Genomic DNA, 16,043 nt, shown 5'->3' with positions numbered 1-16,043 from the left:
CCGAGCGTGGGGCGTGGCGTCGACGGCCAGGCCCTGACCCTACGTTGCTTCTAGATGACGCCCAGCGAGATCATGGCGTCGGCGACCTTCACGAAACCGGCGATGTTCGCGCCGTGCACGTAGTCGCCCGGCATGCCGTACTCGGCGGCGGTGGCGACGGTCCGTTCGTGGATGCCGCGCATGATTCCGGCCAACCGCTCGTCGGTGTACTCGAAGCCCCACGAGTCGCGGGATGCGTTCTGCTGCATCTCGAGCGCAGACGTCGCGACGCCGCCGGCGTTGGCTGCCTTGCCTGGGGCGAACGCCACCGCGGCGTCGCGGAACGCCTGGACGCCCTGCGGGGTCGTGGGCATGTTCGCGCCCTCCGCCACCGCCTGCACACCATTCGTGACCAGGGTTTTGGCTGCTGACTCGTCGAGTTCGTTCTGGGTAGCGCAGGGCAGCGCGACGTCGCACGGCACATCCCAGATGGAACCGTTCGGCACGAACCGTGCGTGCGACACGGCCTCCGCGTATTCGCTGATCCGGCCCCGCCGCACCTCCTTGATCTCCTTCAGGAGTTCGAGGTCGATGCCCTTCTCGTCGACGAGGTATCCCGCGGAATCGGAGGCTGCGATCGCGATTCCGCCGAGCTGGTGCACCTTCTCGATGGCGTAGATCGCGACGTTCCCGGAACCGGAGAGGACGACGGTCTTGCCGTCGAGTGAACTGTTCGCGGTCTTCAGCATCTCGGCGACGAAATAGGCGACGCCGTACCCCGTGGCCTCCCGACGCACCTGGGAGCCGCCCCAGGTGAGTCCCTTGCCGGTGAGGACGCCCGACTCGTACGAGTTGGTGAGGCGCTTGTACTGGCCGAACAGGTAGCCGATCTCGCGACCGCCGACACCGATGTCACCGGCGGGGACGTCGGTGTATTCACCGATGTGGCGATGCAGTTCGGTCATGAACGACTGGCAGAAGCGCATGATCTCGGCCTCGGAACGGCCCTTGGGGTCGAAGTCGGAGCCGCCTTTGCCACCACCGATCGGAAGCCCGGTGAGGGCGTTCTTGAAGATCTGCTCGAACCCGAGGAATTTCACGATTCCCAGGTTCACGCTGGGGTGAAACCGCAGCCCACCCTTGTAGGGGCCGAGAACGCTGTTGTACTGCACGCGGAAACCGCGGTTGACGTGCACGCTGCCGGAATCGTCGACCCACGGTACCCGGAAGATGATCTGACGTTCGGGCTCGCACAGCCGCTCGATCAGTCCGGAATCGGCGTAGTGCGGACGGTGCTCGAGCACGACCTGGAGCGATTCGAAGACCTCCGCGGCGGCCTGGTGGAACTCGGGTTCTCCGGCGTTCCGCAGGCGGACCTGCTCGTAGATCTCTGCTACCCGGTCGCGCGTTGACACAGACCACCCCTGCCTTGCGTGTGAGGACTTCTTTACCTGACGTTTACATCGGAAACTATAGACCGGTGTCGGGACGTCCTGTACCGGGCCGTGCCGGCAGCTCAGGATTCTCGTCGCGGTGTGCGGGAATGCATTGCAACAGTGGTCTTCTCGACCGCCTCGCCGCAGTGCGCGCAGCGGTGTTCCAGTTCCAGCGAGTGACCGCACTCGTGCACAAGCACCGACGGGGCCTCGTCGACGGCCCACTTGCTGCCCCATTGGAACAGGGAGAGCAGTAGCGGCCGCAGGTCCTCGCCCGCGGGGGTGAGGTGGTACTCGAAGCGGGGCGGGTGTTCGGAGTACTGCCTGCGTTCGATGACGCCGACCTCCTCCAGCTTGCGCAGTCGCGCGGTGAGGATGTCGCGGGAGACGCCGATGTAGCCCGCGATCCGGTCGAAGCGGTGCACCCCGTAGGACAGTTCGCGGATAACCAGCATCGACCAGCGGTCGCCGATCAACTCCATGGTGGCGGCGATGGCGCAGGGTCTCGGCGCCAGGGGCATGCGGTCCATGACGATCTCGGGTGTTGCTGGCTGGGTGTCGCCGTTGCTCATGTCCTCCATCATAGAGGGTTGTGTTTTCCAACTGATACGGATTACTGTCGACGGCACGGTTAGTTTGAAAATCAGACTTACTCACTCGAAGGGGTCGTCATGACCACGATTCACGATCGGACGGTGCTGGTCACCGGGGCCAATCGCGGGCTCGGCCGGGCCTTCGTCGCCGAGGCGCTCGCACGGGGAGCGCGCACGGTCTACGCGTCGGCACGCGACACGTCCACGATCGACGGGCACTCGCGGGTCGTGCCCATCCGGCTGGATGTCACGGACCCCGAGTCGGTCTACGCCGCAGCCGAACTCGTCGGCGATCTCGGCGTGCTGATCAACAACGCCGGGATCCTCGTCGGCGAATCGCCGCTCACGGGCGATCTGGACGGGATGCGCCGCGAACTCGAAACCAACCTCTACGGACCGCTCCACGTGACGCGCGCGCTCGCGCCGATCATCGCCGCCAACGGCGGTGGCGCGATCCTCAACGTTCACTCCGTGCTGTCGTGGCTGGCGATCGGCGGCTCCTACAGCGTGTCGAAGGCCGCCCTGTGGAGTGCCACCAACGCCATGCGCGCCGAACTCGCGGCGCAGAACATTCAGGTGGTCGGGCTGCATCTCGGCTACATGGACACCGACATGACCAGTGGTCTGGACGTGGAGAAGATCTCCGCGGCCGAGGTCGCGCGACTTGCCTTCGACGGCATCGAGTCCGGCGCGCACGAGGTGCTCGCCGACGACACCACCCGCACCGTCAAAGCGGCGCTGTCCGGCGACCTCGACGTCCTCTATCCGCAGTCGGCGCAGAGAGGAGCCGCATAGTGAACGCGTTCGGAAACGGTGAAGTATCGACGGTCGCGAGCCTGCCGGACGCCGGTGAGTGGGGTGAGGTGCGGTCGAAGATCGTCGAATGGCACGACCCGGCGGGTCCGGCGCGAAAGGCCCGGGAACTCGACGGCCTCACCTACCTGCGGTCGATTCTCGACGGCGGCATTCCGGCGCCGCCCATCGCCACCTTGATGAACCTGCGGTTCCTCGAGGCCGAACCCGAGCGGGTGGTGTTCGCGCTCGATCCCGACGAATCGCAGTACAACCCGATCGGCGCGATCCACGGCGGAGCCGTGTGCACGCTGCTCGATTCGGTCGCCGGGTGCGCCGTGCACACCACGTTGCCCGCAGGGTGGGGGTACACCTCGGTCGAGATCAAGGTCAACTACATCCGTGGGGCGACCCGCGACTCCGGGGCGCTCACCGCGACCGGTGTGGTGAAGAAGGCGGGCCGCCGCATCGCGTTCGCGGAAGGGGAGGTCACCGACGCGCAGGGCCGCGTCGTGGCCACCGCCACCAGCACGCTGCTGGTGTTCGAGGTTCCCCCGACGAGCTGACGCCGGACGGACGGGACCCGCCACTCGCGGAGGAAAGTGGCGGGTCCCGATGCACCGTTGCCCCGTCGGGTTGGGGCGATGCGCGAACAAGACTAATCAGTCGGTTTGCTACGCGCGAGTACGGGACGCCGCCGCCGGTCGAAGCAGCCCTGCGGCATACCGAAGTTTGATGTACTGAATTCCGTCCTCATCAGCGTCATTCCCCGGAGCGGTCAAGGAAGGCACACCCATGGGCACGATCACCACGCAGGACGGCACGGAGATCTTCTACAAGGACTGGGGAACCGGTCAACCCATCGTGTTCAGCCACGGCTGGCCGCTGTCGGCCGACGACTGGGATGCCCAGATGCTGTTCTTCCTCCAGCACGGCTATCGAGTGATCGCCCACGACCGGCGTGGGCACGGACGCTCCACGCAGACCGGCGACGGCCACGACATGGACCACTACGCCGACGACCTCGCGGAATTGACCGCACACCTCGACCTCCACGACGCCATCCACGTCGGCCACTCGACCGGCGGCGGTGAGGTCGCGCACTATCTCGCCCGGCACGGCGAGAGCCGGGTGTCGAAGGCCGCGCTCATCAGCGCGGTGCCGCCGCTGATGGTGAAGACGGACGCGAACCCGGGCGGCCTGCCCAAGGCCGTGTTCGACGATTTGCAGGCGCAACTCGCGCCAACCGTTCCGTCTTCTACCGCGACCTGCCGGCGGGGCCGTTCTACGGATTCAACCGGCCGGGCGTGGAGGCTTCGGACGCGATCATCGAGAACTGGTGGCGGCAAGGGATGATGGGCGGGGCCAAGGCCCACTACGACGGCATCGTCGCCTTCTCTCAGACCGACTTCACCGAGGACCTGAAGAAGATCACGGTGCCGGTGCTCGTGATGCACAGCGAGGACGACCAGATCGTTCCCTACGCAGCCTCCGGGCCCCTGTCCGCGAAACTTCTCGCCAACGGAACGTTGAAGACGTACACGGACTTCCCCCACGGCATGCCCACCACTCAGGCGGAGACGATCAACGCCGATCTGCTGGCGTTCCTGAAGGACTGACCCGAGGCCCTGAGCTGCTGTTTTGGTGCCCCCGGCAGGATTCGAACCTGCGACCAAGAGATTAGAAGGCTCTTGCTCTATCCCCTGAGCTACGGAGGCGCGCAGCAAATATTACCTGCCACCCCGATTGCTCCGACCGGGGCTGGGGTGTGTGCGTCACGAGCCCAGGGCCGCCGCGCAGAGCAGGAGTCCCGCCAGAACGAGTTCGACGACGAAGTAGAACCACACGGGGTAGAAGCGGGTCGGCCGGTCGATGAGGGCGGCCACGATCCGGCCGAACGCCATCCCCAGCAGGGCGACGGCCACCGTCACCGCGGCGACGGATCGGATGCCGTGGACGTCGAAGGCCGCGCCGACGAGCAGGCCCGCCACGGCGACACCGAAGCCGCCGTAGACCGCGCGCACCTCGGCGCGGGCCGACGCCGAATTCGCGGTCAGACCGAACGGGGCGACCAGGCGGGCGGGCAGGGCGAGCCCGTAGACACCCATGCCCGCGAAGAACAGCGCCACCACGATGATCAGAAACTCCGCCATCTCAGCCTCTCGTTTCCCCGGGACACGTCCCTGTCGACGGTAGCCGCAACGGCGACCGACCCTCGCGTCTCCGACGGCCTGTCGTAGGTCCTACCCTTGATGTATGGCTACACCCCAGCTCGCGGCGTCCGACCCGGCTTCGAAACCCCCGAATCGTGCCGATTCGACCGCCCTGTTCCTCGTCGGCGGTCTCATCGCCGGCCTGGTTGCGGCAATCGTCGTCGGACTTTCCGCTGCTCAGGCGCTCGTGCTGCTGGGAATTCCGGATCCCGGACCGATCACCACCTACGGATTGCCCGCCATGCGGGCCGTGTCGGAGATCGCCGCCGTCATCACCATCGGATCGTTGCTGCTCGCGGCGTTCTTCGTGCCGCCGCAGAAATCGGGAGTCCTGGACGTGGACGGTTACCGCGCGGTCCGCACCGCGTCGTACGCCGCGATCGTGTGGGCGGCGACCGCCCTCGTCCTCGTCCCGCTGACGCTGTCGGACACGTCCGGGCAACCCTTCGCCGAAGCGGTCAAGCCGGCCAACATCGTCAACTCGATCGATCAGGTCGAACTCGCCGGCGCCTGGCGCTGGACCGCGATCATCGCCGTCGTCCTCGCGATCGCCTCCCGGCTCGTGCTGCGCTGGTGGTGGACGCCGATCCTGCTGGTCGTCGGCATCCTCGGACTGATGCCGCTCGCGTTGACCGGGCACTCGTCCTCGGGCGGTTCGCACGACATGGCGACGAACAGCCTGATCCTGCACCTCGTGGCGGCCTCGCTGTGGGCGGGCGGTCTGTTCGCTCTTCTGGCCCACGCGCGCAGGCGCGGCGCCCACACCGACGTCGCGGCGCGCAGGTTCTCCGCGGTCGCGACCGTCTGCTTCGTCGTCATGGCGGTCAGCGGTGTCGTGAACGCGCTCGTCCGCGTCCAGATCGGCGACCTGATCGACACCACGTACGGGCGGCTGGTGGTCGCGAAGATCGTGGCCCTCGTCGTCCTCGGTGTGTTCGGGTGGGCGCAGCGTCGCCGGGCGCTGCCCGCACTGCAGGAGGATCCGGCGAAACGCGGCAACCTGATCCGCTTCGCCGGTGCGGAGGTCATGGTCTTCGCCGCGACGATCGGTCTCGCCGTCGGACTCGGCCGCACGCCCCCTCCGCCCCCGACCGCGGCGCCCACCCTCACGGAGGTCGAACTCGGCTACAACCTGGCTGGTCCGCCCACGTTCGCCCGCCTGATGCTGGACTGGCGTTTCGACCTCCTCTACGGCACCGCCGCGATCGTGCTGGCCGTCGTGTACGCGCTCGGACTGCGCAAACTGCGGCGGCGCGGCGACAGCTGGCCCGTCGGCCGGACCGTCGCCTGGATGTGCGGGTGCGTGGTGCTGCTGATCGCGACGTCGTCGGGTGTCGGTCGCTACTCGCCGGCCGTGTTCAGCGTGCACATGGGCGCTCACATGGCGCTGTCCATGCTGGCGCCGGTACTCCTGGTGCTCGGTGCCCCGATCACGCTCGCTCTGCGCGCCCTCGATCCCGCGGGCAAGAACGGTGTGCCGGGACTGCGCGAATGGATTCTGACCGCGCTGCACAGCCCGTTCTCCCGGTTCATCACGCACCCCGTCGTGGCGGCGGTGCTGTTCGTGGGCGGTTTCTACGCCCTGTACCTCGGCGGGATCTTCGAGGCCGCCGTCGACTCCCACTCCGCGCACGTCCTGATGAACCTGCACTTCCTGCTGAGCGGCTACCTCTTCTACTGGGTCGCGATCGGCATCGACCCGTCGCCGCGCAAACTGCAACCGGTGACGAAGCTCGCGATGGTGTTCGGCTCGCTGCCGTTTCACGCCTTCTTCGGCGTCGCGCTGATGAGCATGGGCGCCGTGATGGGCGAGTGGTACTACCGATCGCTCGGACTCGGCTGGAACGCAGACCTGGTGGGTGACCAGCAGCTGGGCGGCAGCATCGCGTGGGCCACCGGTGAGATCCCGCTGGTGCTGGTGATGATGGCACTGCTCATCCAGTGGTCCCGCAGCGACGGCCGCACGGCGCGGCGGGTCGACCGGGCCGCGGACCGGGACGACGACGCGGATCTGGCCGCGCACAACGCGATGTTCGCGGAGTTGGCGCGACGGGACCGCGAAGCCGGGCGCTGACAGTTAGCACGCCGCCCCGACACGGTCGGGGCTCCCGGGGCCGATTTCGCGGTTCCATCCACAATTGCTCGGTTTCTCCACAGATGTCCGATTCCGGCCGACAACGGCGCCGCCGGACGGCACGCTGTGAGTGAAGGCACCTTGCCGCACTCACAGGGGGTAGACGTCATGTACGAAACACACGGCACCGTCGTCGGAACGGTCATCACCAGCCCGGTCACCCGGTCGAACGCGGGCGGTGACGAGTTCCTCAGTTTCCGGATGGCGAGCACGGTCCGGCGCCGCGACCACGCCACGGGGGAGTGGCGTGACGGGAGCACGCTCTACCTCACGGTGACCTGCAGGCGACGGCTGATGGCCGGCGTCGTCGCCTCGATCACGAAGGGCGATCCCGTTCTCGTGACGGGCGAATTGCGCACCACCGAATACACCACCCGGGACGGCATCGCCCGCTCCGACCTGGAGTTGAGCGCCACCGCGATCGGACCGGATCTGGCCCGGTGCACGGTCGTGCTCGAGCGCGCGCCGCGAACGGCCGACGGCGGTGCGGGGAACCCGGCGACCGAAGAGGTGGCCACCCGGTCCCTCGTCGCGTAGCGCACCTGCGGGTATCGGCGCCGACCTCGCGTTCCCGGCGCCGATACTCACGGCATCTTCCCGGGAAGCCCCCGATCACGTCCTCGACCCTCCGCGATGTGGGTTCGTCGCGCTTCACCATTAGGCTGGCCCCATGGCTGAGTTCATTTACACGATGAAGAAGGTGCGCAAGGCGCACGGTGACAAGGTCATCCTCGATGACGTCACGATGAGCTTCTACCCCGGCGCCAAGATCGGTGTGGTCGGCCCGAACGGCGCGGGTAAGTCCAGCATCCTCAAGATCATGGCGGGGCTGGATCAGCCGGGCAACGGTGAAGCGTTCATCGCTCCCGGTGCCACCGTCGGGATCCTCATGCAGGAACCGCACCTGGACGAGACGAAGACCGTTCGCGAGAACGTCGAAGAGGGCATGGGTGAAACCATGGTCCAGCTCAAGCGATACAACGAGATCGCCGAGCTGATGGCCACCGACTACTCCGACGAGCTGATGGAGGAGATGGGCGAGCTCCAGGAGAAGCTCGACCACGCCGACGCGTGGGAGATCGATTCCCAGCTCGAGCAGGCGATGGACGCCCTGCGTTGTCCGCCGCCGGAGGACATGGTCACCCACCTCTCCGGTGGTGAGAAGCGCCGCGTCGCCCTCTGCAAGCTGCTGCTCAGCAAGCCCGACCTGCTGCTGCTCGACGAGCCGACCAACCACCTCGACGCGGAGAGCGTCCTGTGGCTGGAGCAGCACCTCGCCGCCTACCCGGGTGCGATCCTGGCCGTCACTCACGACCGGTACTTCCTCGACCACGTCGCCCAGTGGATCTGTGAGGTCGACCGCGGCCGCCTGTACCCGTACGAGGGCAACTACTCCACCTACCTGGAGCAGAAGGCCGCCCGGCTCGAGGTCCAGGGCAAGAAGGACCAGAAGCTGCAGAAGCGCCTCAAGGAGGAGCTGGCCTGGGTCCGTTCGGGAGCCAAGGCCCGTCAGGCCAAGAACAAGGCCCGCCTCGACCGCTACGAGGAAATGGCCAACGAGGCCGAGAAGACCCGCAAGCTCGACTTCGACGAGATCCAGATTCCTGCGCCGCCGCGCCTCGGCGACGTCGTGGTGGAGGTGTCGAACCTCGACAAGGGCTTCGACGGCCGGGTTCTGATCAAGGACCTGTCGTTCACCCTGCCGCGTAACGGCATCGTCGGCGTGATCGGCCCCAACGGTGTCGGTAAGACGACGCTGTTCAAGACCATCGTCGGGCTCGAGGAGCCGGACGCGGGCGAGGTGAAGATCGGTCAGACCGTCAAGCTCAGCTACGTCGACCAGAACCGCACCGGCATCGACCCCGACAAGACGGTGTGGGAGGTCGTGTCCGACGGCCTCGATCACATCGTGGTCGGCCAGACCGAAATGCCGTCGCGCGCCTACATCAGCTCGTTCGGGTTCAAGGGTCACGATCAGCAGAAGCCGGCGGGCGTGCTGTCCGGTGGTGAGCGCAACCGCCTGAACCTCGCGATGACGCTCAAGCAGGGCGGAAACCTGATTCTGCTCGACGAACCGACCAACGACCTCGACGTCGAAACCCTCGGTTCGCTGGAGAATGCACTCGAACAGTTCCCCGGCTGCGCCGTCGTGATCTCCCACGACCGCTGGTTCCTCGACCGCACCTGCACGCACATCCTCGCGTGGGAGGGCGGCTTCGGCGACAACGAGGCTGCCTGGTACTGGTACGAGGGCAACTTCGAGGGCTACGAGGCCAACAAGGTCGAGCGGCTCGGACCGGATGCGGCACGTCCGCACCGCGTCACGCACCGCAAGCTGACGAGGGACTGACCTGGTGGGGCAGCAGGCCTTCACGTACGAGATCCAGGTCCGGTGGGGTGACTCCGACCGCCTGGGTCACGTCAACAACACCCGCTTCATGGAGTACATGCAGGAAGCGCGGATCGCATTCCTGACCACCGAGTTGCGCGCTGCCGGCGCGCAGCCCGGTGCGATGGTGGTGCGGAAGATGGATGTGGAATTCCTGCGTCCCGTCACCGACGCCTCCGGTCCGCTGACGATCGATGTGTCGGTGCTCCACGTCGGAAATTCGTCGTACACGATCCGGCACGTCGTCAGGAGCCGCGACGGCGTCCACTGTGCTACGGGCGACGCCCTGCTGGTGGCGTTCGACGTGAAGACCGAACGGTCGCGTCCGCTGTCCGAGGCGGAACGCGACGGGCTCGAGAAGTACCTCGCGCCGGTGACCACCGGCTGACGGATCCGGCACGCGGGGTGCCCGAAGTTCACCCTCTGTTCCCATCGCCGCGGGCTAGTCTCGAGAGAGTTGCCCGCGGCGATCGGAACGAAGAGGAAGTGAGCCCCGATGACGGAATCGGCAGCACTGAAAGATGCGGAGTGGGCGCGGAATCTGCCCGAAGGTCTCCGGTCTCAGGTGCCGACTCTCGCAGCCGTGTACTTCCGGCACGTCGATCGCGGTGACAGCGAGAGTGCCGTCAACGGCGCCTCCGACGCCGTGCTCGGCGCGCACCTGACATTGGCCCTTCATCGGCCTCCGGAGCGCGCGATCACCCGGGTCTACCGGCCGGGCGACGGGCGGGAACTCGGTGCATCGCTGCAGATCGTCACGGACGATATGCCGCTGCTCGTCGAATCGATCACCGCGCTGCTGAACCGTCTCGGCATCGGGATCAGCGAATTCGTGCACCCGATCGTGTCGGTGCGGCGTGATCCGATCGGTGCGCTTCGCGGAATCCTCATGGGAGACAAGGCGAAGGATGCCGGCGAGGACGGTGTGTCCGAGTCGTGGATCCACGTCCAACTCGATCCGCGTGCCGACTCCGCGGTTCTCGACACGCTCGAGAAGGAGGTCGGCACGGTCCTCGCCGACGTGCGCCAGGTGGTCCGGGACACCGACATCATGCGCAAGTTGGAGCGGACGCTGGCCGACGAACTGGAGGCGTCCGCGACCTGTCCCGGTGTGTCGAAGAACGACCTGGAGGACTGCGCCGACCTGCTGCGGTGGATGTCGCAGGGCAATTACGCGGCGCTCGGGTACCGGCGTTTCGAACTGGGGGAGCCCGACGAGTCCGGCACCCGGAGCCTGCAGGTCGTGCCGGGCAGCGGCCTCGGGCTGCTGCGCTCGGACACGGTCACCGAGGGCCCGCTGAGCCTGCCGCCGGCCGCCGAGATCCCCGACCGCCCCCTGCTCGTGCTGACGCAGGGCTCGTTCCCCGCGACCGTGCACCGCTCGGTCTACCCGTTCTTCGTCGGCGTGAGCATTCTCGACGAGGACGGCAACATCACCGGTGAGCACCGCTTCCTCGGCGTCTTCACCGTCACGGCGCTGCACGAGAACGTCCTCGACATTCCCGTGATCGCCCGCCGGGTGCGCAAGGTGATCGACCGGGCCGGGTTCCAGTTGAACTCGTATTCGGGGCAGGCGATGCTGGAGGTCATCCAGTCGTTCCCGCGCACCGAACTGTTCTCGAGCGACGCGGACACCCTGTTCGACACGGTGACGGCCGTGCACAGCATCGGCCTCAGGCGTCAGGTGCGCCTGTTCGTGCGCGAGGACTTCCTCGGACGGTTCGTCTCCTGCCTGATCTACCTGCCCCGGGATCGGTACACCACCCGGGTGCGGCTCGCCATGCAGGACATTCTGCTGCGGGAATTCGGCGGCGGCACTTTGGAATACACTGCACGCGTCACGGAGTCCGATCTGGCGTTGCTGCACGTGACGATCCGCAAGAACACCGATCAGATGGGGTCGCGGCTCGACCTGTCGGACGCCGACCGGGAACGGGTCCAGGCGATGCTGGCAGAGGCGAGCCGCAGCTGGGACGACCACCTCGGGGACCTCCTGCCGGTCACCGCCGATGTGGATCCCATTCTGGCGCAGCGGTATGCGGATGTGCTGCCCGAGGGATACAAGGAGGATTTCGACGCCACCCGTGCGTTGTCGGATCTCGCGAGGCTCGAGGCGCTCGAAGGCGGCTCCATCGACCTGCTGCTGTACCGCGACCGCGGGGCGGAGGTCGGGCACTGGCGGTTCACCCTGTACGTGGGCGGCGACGGTATTTCGCTGAGCCAGGTGCTTCCGGTGCTGCAGAGCCTGGGCGTGGAGGTCCTCGACGAACGGCCCTACCAGATTCCGCGGCCGGATGGGTTGACGTGCTGGATCTACGATTTCGGTTTGTCGGTGCCGGCCGAGTTGCTGCGCTCCTCGGTGGAGGACGATCTCGATGCCGAACTCGCCGCCGAGGAGGCGTCCGCGGCCGAACCGAAGCTTCAGGAACGGTTCACGGACGCGTTCACCGCGGTCTGGTTCGGGCGGGCGGAGGCCGACCGCTTCAACGAGCTGATCCTGCGGGCGGGAGTGTCGTGGCGGCAGGCCGTGATCCTGCGCGCGTACGCGAAGTATCTGCGCCAGGCGGGTTTTCCCTACAGCCAGTTCCACATCGAGGGGGTTGCGCTGGCCAATCCCCGGTCGGCGTACACGCTCGTCGCATTGTTCGAGGCGATGTTCGACCCGGAGGCGCCCTCACCCGACCTGGTGGCCGAACTCGACACCCGTCTGCGGGAGTACATCGATTCCGTGGTCAGCCTCGACGCGGACCGTATTTTGCGCGGTCTGTTCGGGTTGATCACGTCGACGCTGCGGACCAACTACTTCGTCACCGGCGAGACGGGGGAGCCGCAGGCCCATCTGTCGATCAAGCTCGATCCGACCGCGATCCAGGAACTGCCGAAGCCCCGGCCGAAGTACGAGATCTTCGTGTACTCACCCGACGTCGAGGGCGTGCACCTGCGGTTCGGGTCCGTCGCCCGCGGCGGGTTGCGCTGGTCGGATCGGCGTGAGGACTTCCGCACCGAGATCCTGGGGTTGGCGAAGGCGCAGGCCGTGAAGAACGCGGTGATCGTCCCGGTCGGGGCGAAGGGTGGCTTCGTCGTCAAGAATCCGCCGACGCCGTCGGGAGACGCGGCGGCCGACCGCACGGCCGCGCTCGCGGCGGGCCAGGACTGCTACCGCACGTTCATCTCCGGACTCCTGGATCTCACCGACAACGTCGATCAGGTGTCGGGGGAGATCGTGCCTCCCGCCCGGGTGGTGCGGCGGGACGGCGACGACCGGTATCTCGTCGTCGCCGCGGACAAGGGCACCGCGAAATTCTCCGATCTCGCCAATTCGGTTGCGGAGCAGTACAACTTCTGGCTCGGTGACGCGTTCGCGTCCGGTGGGTCGGCGGGGTATGACCACAAGGGGATGGGCATCACCGCCCGCGGCGCCTGGGAGAGCGTGAAACGGCACTTCCGGGAGATGGGGATCGACACTCAGGCCGAGGACTTCACCGCGGTCGGTGTCGGCGACATGAGCGGCGACGTGTTCGGGAACGGCATGCTCCTGAGCAGGCACATTCGGCTGGTGGCGGCATTCGACCATCGGCACGTCTTCCTCGACCCCGATCCCGACGCCGCCACGTCGTTCGAGGAGCGGTCCCGGATGTTCGCGCTGCCCCGGTCGTCGTGGGCCGACTACGACACCAGCCTCATCAGTGAGGGAGGCGGAGTGTGGGACCGGACCCGCAAATCGGTCCCGATCAGCGCGGCCGCGCGCGCCGCCCTCGGACTCGACGACACCGTCACCGAACTCTCCCCACCGGAACTGGTCCGGGCGATCCTGTCTGCCCCGGTGGATCTGCTGTGGAACGGCGGCATCGGCACGTACGTCAAGGCGTCCACCGAGACCAACGCGATGGTGGGCGACAAGAGCAACGATTCGGTGCGCGTCGACGGCAACGAGGTGCGGGCCAGGGTGGTCGGTGAGGGCGGCAACCTGGGGGTCACGGCGCTCGGCCGCATCGAGTACAGCCAGAACGGCGGCCGGATCAACACCGACGCGATCGACAACTCCGCGGGCGTCGACTGTTCCGATCACGAGGTGAACATCAAGATCCTGCTGGACTCGCTGGTGAGCAGCGGTGGTCTGCCGCGAGAGGACCGCAATCCGCTGCTGGCGTCGATGACCGACGAGGTGGCCCACCTGGTTCTCGCGAACAACATCGCCCAGAACAACCTCCTCGGTGTGTCCCGGACCAGCGCGGTCCCGATGCTGAGCGTGCACCGCCGCCAGATCGAACATCTCGCGTCCCGCCGCGGCCTCGACCGGAAACTCGAGGCCCTGCCCACCGAGGACGAGATCGCCCGCCGCAGGCAGGCCGGGCAGGGGCTGACGTCGCCGGAACTCGCGACGCTCACCGCGCACGTGAAGCTGGCGCTCAAGGACGACCTCCTCGCGACGGACCTGCCCGACAGCGAGACGTTCGCGCCGCGTCTGCCGCGGTACTTCCCGACGGTGCTGCGCAAGCAGTTCCGGACGGCGATCAAGGCGCATCCCCTGCGCAGGCAGATCGTGGCGACGATGCTCGCGAACGAGACCATCGACAACGGCGGCATCACCTTCGCGTACCGATTGGCGGACGAGGCGGGCGCGAGCAGCACCGACGCCATCCGCGCGTATGCGGCGGTCACCGAGATCTTCGCCCTGCCCGACCTGTGGTCGCGGATCCGGTCGGCGAACATCGCCGCGGACATCGAGGACGACCTGATCCTCGAATCGGGCCGGGTCCTCGACCGGGCGTCGCGGTGGTTACTGACCAATCGGCCCCAGCCTCTCGCGGTGGGCGCCGAGATCGCCCGCTATTCGGCCGACTTCCGGGCCCTCTCGCCGAAGGTGCCGCAGCTCGTGCGAGGGCATCAGCTCACCGACGTGGAGATGCGGGCGCGTCCGCTCGTCGTCCGCGGTGCGCCCGAAGACCTGGCCTTCGAGGTGTTTCGCCTGCTGGACAAGTTCTGCCTGCTCGACATCATCGACATCGCCGACATCGCCGAGCGCGACATCGACGAGGTCGCCGAGCTGTACTACGAACTCGACGCGCACCTGGGCATCGACTGGCTGCTCAGCGCGGTGTCCACCCTCGCGCGCGGCGACCGCTGGCATTCGCTGGCCCGCCTCGCGTTGCGCGACGACCTCTACAGTTCGCTGCGCCAGCTCGCGATGGAAGTGCTCCTCGGTGGCGAACCGCACGAGACGCCGCAGGAGAAGATCGACGACTGGGAGTCGACGAACGCGTCCCGGCTGGCCAGGGCGAGGTCCGCTCTCACCGAGATTTTCGAGTCTGGGACCCTTGACCTCGCGACGCTCTCGGTGGCGGCGCGTCAGGTACGCAGCATGGTGCGCGGTATGGGCACCCGATCGGAGGTATGACGTTGAGCGAGGGCTTTCACGCGGAGGTCGAAGTTCGATGGTCGGACATGGACGTCTTCCAGCACATCAACCACGCGCGAATGGTGACGCTGCTGGAGGAAGCGCGGATTCCCTGGCTGTTCGAGGACGACCGGCCCACGGTCACGTTGCGTGACGGTGCGGTCATCGCCGACCTGCACGTGCGCTACCGCGGGCAGCTCCGGCACAGCGATTCACCGCTGGACGTGCTGATGTGGGTCGAGAAGGTTCGCGCCGTCGATTTCACGATCAACTACGAGGTCCGCCCGAAGGGCGTCGACGTCTCGGTCGCGCCGTCCATCGTCGCGTCGACGCAGATCGCGGCGTTCGACATCGACACTCAGCGGCTCCGCAGGATCACGGACGTCGAGCGCGGGTACCTGGAGAGCTGGCAGCGTGCATGAGCGCGTCCTGTCGATCCCGGACGCGACGGATCGCGGCGATCTCGCCACCTTCCTTACTCGGGTGGTCCGGTTGGACGAGGCGACCGTGGTCCGTCTGCGCCAACGCGGGCCCGGCCGCCTGACGGCCTGGGCGGCAACCGGTTTCGACGCGCTGGCTGTGCGCACGATCGCGGGGACGATCACCCCGGACGACACGTCGGCTGCCGGTGACCACCTGCTCGCCGCGCTCGAAGCGGCGACCGCCGCGGACATCGATCCGGGGTTCTCGATGGATTCGGCGTGGCGGGGCGCCCTGCCTCCGACGGAGGGTTTCGTACACGTCGACGACGTCCCGGCGCGCGTTCTGGTCGACCTCGCGCAGCGCGGTGCGGCGCTGGCGCAGGAGCACGGCAGCAGCCACGGCCCGCCCGCGTCCCTGCTCGATCAGGAGGTGCTGCGGGTGGAGGGCGCCGAGCAGGCGGTCGGCATCCCGATGCGGGTGGTGTTCGCGCTCACCGCGATGGGGTTCGTCCCGCACGCCGGCTCGGACCGGCTGACCGCCGACATCGACCTCGACCGCATCGACGCCTCGGAACTGGTCCGGGTGCGGGCCACCGCCTCGTGGCTGCGGGTGGACGCCCGATTCGGGTCGATCTACCGGCACCGCGGTGGGGGGATCCCGCTCTCGGTGGCCCGGTAGGCCGGGCG

General features: G+C 67.4%; 14 protein-coding genes and 1 tRNA gene. 11 read left to right on the top strand and 4 right to left on the bottom strand.

What is annotated here, in order from left to right; genetic code table 11:
• Positions 1 to 50 precede the first annotated feature (50 nt).
• Entirely contained in the window at positions 51 to 1,394 is a 1,344-nt protein-coding gene (gene gdhA, locus ACFU5V_RS34615) for an NADP-specific glutamate dehydrogenase (protein ID WP_378704814.1), read from the bottom strand.
• Positions 1,395 to 1,495: 101 nt separating this feature from the next.
• Entirely contained in the window at positions 1,496 to 1,999 is a 504-nt protein-coding gene (locus ACFU5V_RS34610) for a winged helix-turn-helix transcriptional regulator (RefSeq protein WP_378704811.1), read from the bottom strand.
• Between the two features lie 87 nt (positions 2,000 to 2,086).
• Here ACFU5V_RS34610 and ACFU5V_RS34605 point away from each other — a divergent pair, with 87 nt between their 5' ends.
• From ACFU5V_RS34605 to ACFU5V_RS34590, 4 genes are all read left to right on the top strand, one after another.
• Complete coding sequence (locus tag ACFU5V_RS34605) at positions 2,087 to 2,803, top strand: SDR family oxidoreductase (protein ID WP_378704809.1); 717 nt, start codon at positions 2,087 to 2,089, stop codon at positions 2,801 to 2,803.
• Positions 2,803 to 3,366: a PaaI family thioesterase gene (locus tag ACFU5V_RS34600; RefSeq protein WP_378438621.1), complete on the top strand. Its 564-nt coding sequence runs from the start codon at positions 2,803 to 2,805 to the stop codon at positions 3,364 to 3,366. The genes ACFU5V_RS34605 and ACFU5V_RS34600 overlap by 1 nt, the downstream gene beginning before the upstream one ends.
• 229 nt (positions 3,367 to 3,595) lie before the next feature.
• Positions 3,596 to 4,156: an alpha/beta fold hydrolase gene (locus ACFU5V_RS34595; RefSeq protein WP_378704807.1), complete on the top strand. Its 561-nt coding sequence runs from the start codon at positions 3,596 to 3,598 to the stop codon at positions 4,154 to 4,156.
• Entirely contained in the window at positions 4,108 to 4,419 is a 312-nt protein-coding gene (locus ACFU5V_RS34590; RefSeq protein WP_378704804.1) for an alpha/beta fold hydrolase, read from the top strand. The genes ACFU5V_RS34595 and ACFU5V_RS34590 overlap by 49 nt, the downstream gene beginning before the upstream one ends.
• A gap of 23 nt (positions 4,420 to 4,442) precedes the next feature.
• Here ACFU5V_RS34590 and ACFU5V_RS34585 read toward each other — a convergent pair.
• A tRNA-Arg gene (locus ACFU5V_RS34585) sits at positions 4,443 to 4,518 on the bottom strand.
• A gap of 57 nt (positions 4,519 to 4,575) precedes the next feature.
• Positions 4,576 to 4,953, bottom strand: a complete 378-nt coding sequence (locus tag ACFU5V_RS34580; RefSeq protein ID WP_378704801.1) for a DUF4345 family protein — start codon at positions 4,951 to 4,953, stop codon at positions 4,576 to 4,578.
• A gap of 103 nt (positions 4,954 to 5,056) precedes the next feature.
• Here ACFU5V_RS34580 and ACFU5V_RS34575 point away from each other — a divergent pair, with 103 nt between their 5' ends.
• The 7 genes from ACFU5V_RS34575 to ACFU5V_RS34545 all read left to right on the top strand — a co-directional run bounded on the left by ACFU5V_RS34575 (position 5,057) and on the right by ACFU5V_RS34545 (position 16,035).
• Positions 5,057 to 7,087 carry a cytochrome c oxidase assembly protein gene (locus tag ACFU5V_RS34575; protein WP_378704800.1) on the top strand — a complete coding sequence of 677 codons (2,031 nt, stop codon included), beginning with the start codon at positions 5,057 to 5,059 and terminating at the stop codon, positions 7,085 to 7,087.
• Between the two features lie 168 nt (positions 7,088 to 7,255).
• Positions 7,256 to 7,684: a single-stranded DNA-binding protein gene (locus ACFU5V_RS34570; RefSeq protein ID WP_378438629.1), complete on the top strand. Its 429-nt coding sequence runs from the start codon at positions 7,256 to 7,258 to the stop codon at positions 7,682 to 7,684.
• 133 nt (positions 7,685 to 7,817) lie between these two features.
• On the top strand, positions 7,818 to 9,497 hold the full coding sequence (gene ettA / locus ACFU5V_RS34565; protein ID WP_378438631.1) for an energy-dependent translational throttle protein EttA: 1,680 nt from the start codon (positions 7,818 to 7,820) through the stop codon (positions 9,495 to 9,497).
• Positions 9,498 to 9,501: 4 nt separating this feature from the next.
• Positions 9,502 to 9,924 carry an acyl-CoA thioesterase gene (locus tag ACFU5V_RS34560; protein ID WP_378438633.1) on the top strand — a complete coding sequence of 141 codons (423 nt, stop codon included), beginning with the start codon at positions 9,502 to 9,504 and terminating at the stop codon, positions 9,922 to 9,924.
• Between the two features lie 108 nt (positions 9,925 to 10,032).
• Positions 10,033 to 14,934 (top strand): NAD-glutamate dehydrogenase, encoded by a 4,902-nt coding sequence (locus tag ACFU5V_RS34555; protein ID WP_378704797.1) that lies wholly within the window; start codon positions 10,033 to 10,035, stop codon positions 14,932 to 14,934.
• Positions 14,931 to 15,356, top strand: coding sequence for a thioesterase family protein (locus ACFU5V_RS34550; RefSeq protein WP_124390101.1), 426 nt, complete (start codon positions 14,931 to 14,933; stop codon positions 15,354 to 15,356). Before ACFU5V_RS34555 ends, ACFU5V_RS34550 begins: the two co-directional genes overlap by 4 nt.
• On the top strand, positions 15,349 to 16,035 hold the full coding sequence (locus ACFU5V_RS34545; protein WP_378440810.1) for a hypothetical protein: 687 nt from the start codon (positions 15,349 to 15,351) through the stop codon (positions 16,033 to 16,035). Before ACFU5V_RS34550 ends, ACFU5V_RS34545 begins: the two co-directional genes overlap by 8 nt.
• Positions 16,036 to 16,043: the final 8 nt, after the last annotated feature.

Origin of the sequence: Rhodococcus sp. NPDC057529 (genome assembly GCF_042802055.1) — a bacterium.
Lineage (GTDB): Bacteria > Actinomycetota > Actinomycetes > Mycobacteriales > Mycobacteriaceae > Rhodococcus_F.
The sequence above is the reverse complement of the archived record's forward strand: the minus strand, read 5'-3'. Positions and strand labels throughout refer to the sequence as shown.

What these genes read in the sequence shown, in the direction of transcription:
- ACFU5V_RS34595 (WP_378704807.1), top strand. Translation starts at nt 3,596, where the DNA reads ATGGGCACGATCACCACGCAGGACGGCACGGAGATCTTCTACAAGGAC.
- ettA (WP_378438631.1), top strand. Translation starts at nt 7,818, where the DNA reads ATGGCTGAGTTCATTTACACGATGAAGAAGGTGCGCAAGGCGCACGGT.
- ACFU5V_RS34605 (WP_378704809.1), top strand. Translation starts at nt 2,087, where the DNA reads ATGACCACGATTCACGATCGGACGGTGCTGGTCACCGGGGCCAATCGC.
- ACFU5V_RS34580 (WP_378704801.1), bottom strand. Translation starts at nt 4,953, where the DNA reads ATGGCGGAGTTTCTGATCATCGTGGTGGCGCTGTTCTTCGCGGGCATG.
- ACFU5V_RS34555 (WP_378704797.1), top strand. Translation starts at nt 10,033, where the DNA reads ATGACGGAATCGGCAGCACTGAAAGATGCGGAGTGGGCGCGGAATCTG.
- ACFU5V_RS34610 (WP_378704811.1), bottom strand. Translation starts at nt 1,999, where the DNA reads ATGATGGAGGACATGAGCAACGGCGACACCCAGCCAGCAACACCCGAG.
- ACFU5V_RS34575 (WP_378704800.1), top strand. Translation starts at nt 5,057, where the DNA reads ATGGCTACACCCCAGCTCGCGGCGTCCGACCCGGCTTCGAAACCCCCG.
- ACFU5V_RS34570 (WP_378438629.1), top strand. Translation starts at nt 7,256, where the DNA reads ATGTACGAAACACACGGCACCGTCGTCGGAACGGTCATCACCAGCCCG.
- ACFU5V_RS34550 (WP_124390101.1), top strand. Translation starts at nt 14,931, where the DNA reads ATGACGTTGAGCGAGGGCTTTCACGCGGAGGTCGAAGTTCGATGGTCG.